Origin of the sequence: Brevundimonas sp. (genome assembly GCF_044239655.1) — a bacterium.
In the GTDB taxonomy this organism is placed as follows: Bacteria; Pseudomonadota; Alphaproteobacteria; order Caulobacterales; family Caulobacteraceae; genus Brevundimonas.
Genome location: NZ_JBIIAY010000153.1, coordinates 1 through 5,964 on the forward strand (window position 1 = coordinate 1; position 5,964 = coordinate 5,964).

At 64.8% G+C, this 5,964-nt stretch carries 4 protein-coding genes and 2 pseudogenes; 2 read left to right on the top strand and 4 right to left on the bottom strand.

Translation table 11 applies throughout. The features are described 5' to 3' along the window. On the top strand, positions 1 to 221 hold a 221-nt coding region (locus tag ACILQR_RS15070; protein WP_395652205.1), incomplete at its 5' end, for an alpha-hydroxy-acid oxidizing protein. 268 nt (positions 222 to 489) lie between these two features. Here the strand turns inward: ACILQR_RS15070 and ACILQR_RS15075 are convergent. The 4 genes and pseudogenes from ACILQR_RS15075 to ACILQR_RS15090 all read right to left on the bottom strand — a co-directional run. After that, positions 490 to 798, bottom strand: a pseudogene (locus tag ACILQR_RS15075) (transposase); the annotation flags it as partial. Between the two features lie 57 nt (positions 799 to 855). Continuing rightward, a pseudogene (locus tag ACILQR_RS15080) lies at positions 856 to 1,698 on the bottom strand (IS6 family transposase). Then, positions 1,637 to 3,406 carry a tannase/feruloyl esterase family alpha/beta hydrolase gene (locus ACILQR_RS15085; RefSeq protein WP_395652206.1) on the bottom strand — a complete coding sequence of 590 codons (1,770 nt, stop codon included), beginning with the start codon at positions 3,404 to 3,406 and terminating at the stop codon, positions 1,637 to 1,639. The pseudogene ACILQR_RS15080 and the gene ACILQR_RS15085 overlap by 62 nt, the downstream one beginning before the upstream one ends. 139 nt (positions 3,407 to 3,545) lie before the next feature. Beyond that, positions 3,546 to 4,493: an alpha/beta hydrolase gene (locus ACILQR_RS15090; RefSeq protein ID WP_395652207.1), complete on the bottom strand. Its 948-nt coding sequence runs from the start codon at positions 4,491 to 4,493 to the stop codon at positions 3,546 to 3,548. A 265-nt stretch (positions 4,494 to 4,758) separates the two neighbouring features. On the opposite strand from ACILQR_RS15090, the gene ACILQR_RS15095 reads away from it, so the two are divergent. Continuing rightward, a partial coding sequence (locus tag ACILQR_RS15095) for a hypothetical protein (protein WP_395652208.1) occupies positions 4,759 to 5,964 on the top strand: 1,206 nt, incomplete at its 3' end.

The window sequence follows — 5,964 nt, forward strand, 5'->3', positions numbered from 1 at the left end:
CCGGCGTCCGCAACGGTCTGGACGTGGTGCGGGCCCTCGCGCTCGGTGCCGATGCAGTCATGCTGGGCCGCGCCTTCGTCTATGCGCTCGCGGCCGGAGGACAGAGGGGCGTGGAGGCCTTGCTGGATCTACTCGAGAAGGAATTGAGGGTGGCAATGACCCTCATCGGATCAAAGAGAATCAGCGATATTGATCAGGCCAAGGTTGTCACGGGGTGCTGACAACTAAACTTCGGTAAGTCGTCGCACGGCCCGGGCCGGCTCCGTGGGTTTTACACGGCCTGAGTCAGACTCGGTTGTACCCCCACCTCTGCCCTTGGCACCTAACGGCCAGTATGCGAACCGCTCGAAAGCGGAATCTCGTAGCGTCTGCTAGTGGGCGGGATCGGTCGAATTCTTTCATCCCGAAAGCAGTCGTTGCCCGCACCGGCTTTCCGCACAAGCGCCATTTCGAGAAACAGCACCGCCGCCTAGGCTGTGTGGACAAAATGCCTGATCCACAGACGGATGGACGAGACGAGGACGAAGCCGAGGAGTAGATTCCGCTGTGGCCGGTCAGGGCCTTGAAGATGTCGTGCCAGACGCCCTGTCGGCTCCAGCGATTGAAGCGGTTGTAGACCGTCGTGTACGGCCCGTACTCGGGCGGGCAGTCTCGCCACCGCGCACCCGATTGAAGCATATGGACAATCCCGGAAATGACACGGTGATCGTCCACCCGTCGAGCGCCCCGACGGCCACGCGGCAAGTGCGGCTCAATCCGGGCCCACGCCTCATCGTCCAACCAATAAACCTTGCGCATCCAAGGCTCCCTTCCAGACGCCTTGAATCAGACCTGCACCGGCACCGCTAAACGCTATTAAGTACCGACCCTAGTGATGAGGTGGCGGTCCTGGTTGAAGTGGTTGTGGAAGCCGGCATGGACGGAGCTGAATTTTTGCAGTGTCTTCATCTGCCAGAACCTCACCATGGCCCGTTCTCGTCGCCGGAAGGACATGTGTGAGTTCTCGACCCTGTTGTTGGCCCAGAGGCCGATCTCCTGTTTGGAAGCGTTGCCGACCTCCTTCATGGCAGCTTTGTAGGAGCGGAGCCCGTCGGTCGTGATTGCTTTCACGCGACCGTGCCGCTTCATGATCTTATTCATGAAAGTCAGCGCCGCCGCCTTGTCCCTGGTGTTTCTGGCAAAGGATTCCAGCACCTCACCCTACTGGTCGACGGCCCGCCAGAGGTAGTGCATCTCGCCGTTGATCTGCACGTAGACCTCGTCGAGGTGCCACCGCCAATGGGTGAACGAGCGCATGCGCTGCACCCGCTTCCTGCGGATCTCGGCGGCGAACATCGGGCCGAACCGGTTCCACCAGAGCCGAACCGTCTCGTAGCAGATGTCGATGCCGCGCTCAGCGAGCAGGTCCTCCATGTTGCGGAGTGACAGCGGGTATTTCACGTACATCAGCACCACCGTCCGGATCACCTCCGGCGAGTTGTCGAAGTAGCGGAACGGGTTGGTGCTCTTGGCCAATAGGTGAGGCAAGGACGGCGGTCCGGCGACGGCAATCTGTTTGGGCTGACAAAGCCCCCTCACCCGACCATGCCGCTTCACGATTTTCTTCATGGACGTCAGCGCCGCAGCGAGTCCGGCATCAGCTTGCAGGCCGCTCGCAGTGAAAGCTTGAGGCCGCCTCAATGTCGCCCTCGCCGTCATAGCGGGCAATCGCCGGGTAGGGACACCGGGGGCGCGTTCTTCCGGGCCACGGCGTGTTGTCGCCCGAGCGCGCCGCGATCGCGTCTGGTGGCGTTCCCTCTTCAACCCAGGATACCAGGCTGGTGAAGGCGTCGAACTGGTCTGTCGCCGGGCCACCGTTGCAGTGGTTCATGCCCGGGACCGGGAAGACCCGGACAAAAGTGTCGGCCTCGCCGTGGGTGCGGGAATCCACCTCTCCAAACCAGGTCAAGGTATCGTTTATGGAAAAGACGGGATCGGACACGCCGTGGGGTACGATCATGCGGCCGCCGCGGGCGCGGAAGGCGTCCAGATCCGGGGAGCGCGCGGAGACCATGTCCCAGGCGGACCGACGAAAGTCGCCATCTGTTGCGTAGATCGCCGATGCATCGCGGTCGAAATCATAATCCAGGGCATAGGCGATCGCCTGGTCCATGCTGCCCAGGCTGCGAGGCGGCGTGGAGAATACGGCGGCCAGCGACGGCAGGCCCAGGATCACGTTGAGGGCGGGTGGGCGCATCGACGGGTCGCCCAGTTTCCACATTCGCCATCCGGGAGCGGCGATGCCGGCGTCCCAGGCCCAATCCGAATAGAGCGATGTCCCTGCGGACGTCTTCGGACCCCCGATGCTGCGCTCGAGCGCGTGGATCTGGGCGGGGGTCACGCAGTCGTCGGTCTTGGCGTCACGGCACGTGCGTACATCCAGTTCTGGACGCACGCGGGCGGTACTGCACTGCGCGAAGGCGGCCACGAGCCCGTCATCGACGCCATCCAGATCGTCGCATGCATCCAGCACTGCCTCCTTCACCAGCGCCAGGTCTGATGACGAGAAGGTGGAAGCAAGTGCTGCGGCATTGCTCGCTCCCGCCGGTGCGAGCGCCATGAAGGTCTGGGTGTCCCAGGCCTCCGCGACTGCAGCGCGAGGCAGGGCGAACCCCGGGGCGGCGGCCAGGACGCCGTCGAACGCGTCCGGCCAACGGTGGGCCACCACCATGCCCTCCTGCCCCCCTTTTGAGCATCCGGCGAAATAGGAGAAGCTCGGCTCCGCCTGATAGACGAAACGGATCGCAGCCTTGGCGACGTCGGTGGTCGATTTCAGCGATGCGCCGCCATAGTCGGCGCGCGCCTGGGGATCAAAGCCGAAGGCTACCGCGCCGCCTTTTGCGGGATCGGTGTTGGTCCGATTGTCATGACCGGAATCCTGACTGACCACTGCGTAACCCCGGGCAAGCGCGGGTGGCGCGCCCGGAGCCAGGCCGCCGAGGGCATCGCCGAGTTCGCCGTTCGATCCGCTGCCGCCCTGGAACAGGAAGCGGCCGTTCCAGTCGCGGGGAAGGCGGATATGGAATCCGATCTGGTACGTCTGCCCGCCAGCCCCCGTCCGCCGGGCGATCGCGCCGACGACCTCGCAGTGTTCGGGAATGACTATGACGGTCGCCGACGCCGGCTTTATCACCGCGCTCGTCACCACTGTCGATGCGTCAGGCCAGGCCAGACCGGCTGCCTGCAGACCCGCGCACCGATCTGCGAAGGCACCGGGGCTCAAGGGAGCCGGTTGGGAAACGATCGGTCGAGACGCTTCGGCCGTCCTCACGACCGGCACCGCTGACTGCCGGGTGGTACCTATCGTCGAACAGCCGTTCAACCCAATGAGTACGGCAAGCCCTGTGGTCGAGACTCTGCGGGTCATGGGCGCTCCAGACATGAGGGTATCAAAAGACCAGCGACGCGGGCGAATGCAAATGGGCACCACGTTCGACGGCGTCGGAGAAGCCAAATATTCGACGCCACACTCCGTGACCGGCCTTCGGTCGCGAACATGTCTGCCTTCACCGCTCGGAGCCCATCAAAAGGCCGCGCATGGCCAGCCACGACAACAGATCATCCATCACGCTGGCGGTCGTCGTGCCAGCGACGCCCATGCCAAAGCCATGGCCGCCACGCTCGAATGCATGAAGTTCCACTGCGGCACCTGCGGTGCGCCAGGCATCGACGAGGCCGAACCCTTGTCGCCCGAACAGAGGATCATCGAGGGCGATCGCCACGAAAAGCGGTGGCGCGCCGGCGGGCGGCTGGACCGCCAGCATGGGCCCATAGACGTAGGCCAGAAAGGCCGGCTGGTCTTGTGGCGAGGCTGCCATGACAGTCTGAAGGCCGGTCATGGCCCCGGCGGAAAAGCCGATGAAGCCGACGCGTTCAGGGTCGATGCCCCACTCGGCCGCGCGCTCGCGGATCAAGGTCAGGGCGCGCGCACCGTCCTCGGCGGCGCGCGGCTCATTGACGTCCCTCGCGTCGCCGGCCTGGATCGCCGCGCCCATCCGTTCCGACATCATGCCCAGGAAGGCACCGTCATTCTCCGGTGTGGGGTTAAGTCGGTATTTCAGCACGAAGGCGGCGATCCCATGGTCGGCGAACCAACGGGCGACGTCTTCGCCTTCGGCGTCCATCGTCAGGGAAAGGAAAGCTCCGCCGGGTGCGACAACGACTGCTGCACCCGTCGCCTTGGCCGGATCTGGCAGGAAGGGCGTGACGGTCGGCTCGGAGACGTTGCGGACGATGTGCATGTCCAGCGTTATGCCTGGACCTGCCTGACCCTGGATGTGCGCCCACGTCTCAGGTGCCGGCCCGGCTGGCGTGGACCCTGCAGGGTAGAGCTTTATTGCCGTGGCCTGATCCGGTCCCGCCTCGCGTGTCATGGTGACGGGCGGCCCGTCCTGCGCGATCGCCCCGAGCGGGCTGGCGACGACGAGCGCAACGATCAGGCTGGCGATCTTCATGGGAGTCCTGGCGAGTGCTGGGACCGGCTCCACAGCGTGGGATGAGGGTGCAATGACCGACAGCAACGGATTCATGCAGACGATCGCAAGGCGTAAAGGGTGGCGCGTTTCAAGCCAGCAAAATAGCGCTCACTAATCGGACGTGCGCACAATTTGACTTGAACGCTATGTTGTATATCGATTTTCGGAGCGGCGCGTGAAGACGCCGCGAAGGGGATGCTGGATGCCGCGGACGACTGGATCAGCCGCTATCATATTGGAGCCAGTGGGGCTCGGCACGGGGGAAGCCCGCGCAGAGTACGCCGCCATCCTGGGGGCGCGGGCCGAAAGTCGGCTGGGACCGATCATCGCCACGGCTCTGGAAGACGCCATCGCCGCCAAGGGGTGGCAGGCCGGCATGGTTTGCGGACCTGAGGCCGCGCTGGCGGAAAGCTTTGGTGTCAGTGTTCGGTTGATCCGTCAGGCCTTTCGGCTGGTCGAGGCGCGGGGGGGATGCCGGCTGCAGCGCGGTCGCTCCGGCGGGCTCATCGTGCAGCAACCGTCACTGACGGCGGCCGCCACGACCATGGCGTCCTATCTCCGCTGGCGTGGCGTGACCGCAGACGAAATCTGGAAAGCCCGGCGACTCATCGAAACTCGCGCGGCGATCGAGGCTGCTGAGATTGCCAGCGACCGGCCGCCCGAGCCTTCAGAGCGGCCCTTGGGCGAGCGCATTGTCGAAGCGGTCAATCCATTTCTGGCCGTGTCCCTGACCTGTTTGGACCAGTTTGCCCACGACATGACCAGCATGCCGCAGGATATCGCACTTGGCCTGTCGGCCGCCATCGGGAGGGGAGATCCGACGGCCGCCGCGCAACTCGCGCTTGCCGGCGTCGAGGCGCGCCGTTGCGCATGGTGGCGCGCGGCCGGGGATCCGTTCGACGTGTCGCCGACCTCACCATCGAGCATCGACAGGAGCCTCGCAGCGCGAGTCGCGAACCGCATTGGTTCGGGGATCCGACATGCCGATTGCCTGAACGGAGTCCGTCTCGGCTCGACCTGGGATATCGCCGAGAGACACGGGGTCGGGCTGTCGGTTGCGGTTGAGGCTGTGCGCCTGCTCGAGGATGCCGGTGTCGCCGAGTGTGTCAAAGGGCGCACGGGCGGGGTCGAGTTGCGCGAGCCGGTCCAGGGATCGGTGATCCGCGCCCTTCATGGATTCCTCGCGGCGAGCAAGGCGGATCCGGCCTTGGCCGCCAGACTGGGTCAGGACATGAACTCAGCAGCCGCCGACGAGGCCGTAGAGCGAATGTTGCCAGCGAAGGCGATCCGGCTTCACTCAGCGGTCAGCAGTCTGGAGCGCGCCGGCTCAGACGCCGTGATGCCGGCATGGTACGACGTCCAACGATCCCTTTACGATGCCGCCGAGAACAAGGTCCTGCACGTCATGACCGCCGCCTTTTCGGGTTATGTCGTCAGGCGTCACGGGCTC

Excerpts from the sequence above, each read along its gene's own strand:
- ACILQR_RS15085 (WP_395652206.1), bottom strand. The coding sequence starts at position 3,406 with ATGACCCGCAGAGTCTCGACCACAGGGCTTGCCGTACTCATTGGGTTG.
- ACILQR_RS15090 (WP_395652207.1), bottom strand. The coding sequence starts at position 4,493 with ATGAAGATCGCCAGCCTGATCGTTGCGCTCGTCGTCGCCAGCCCGCTC.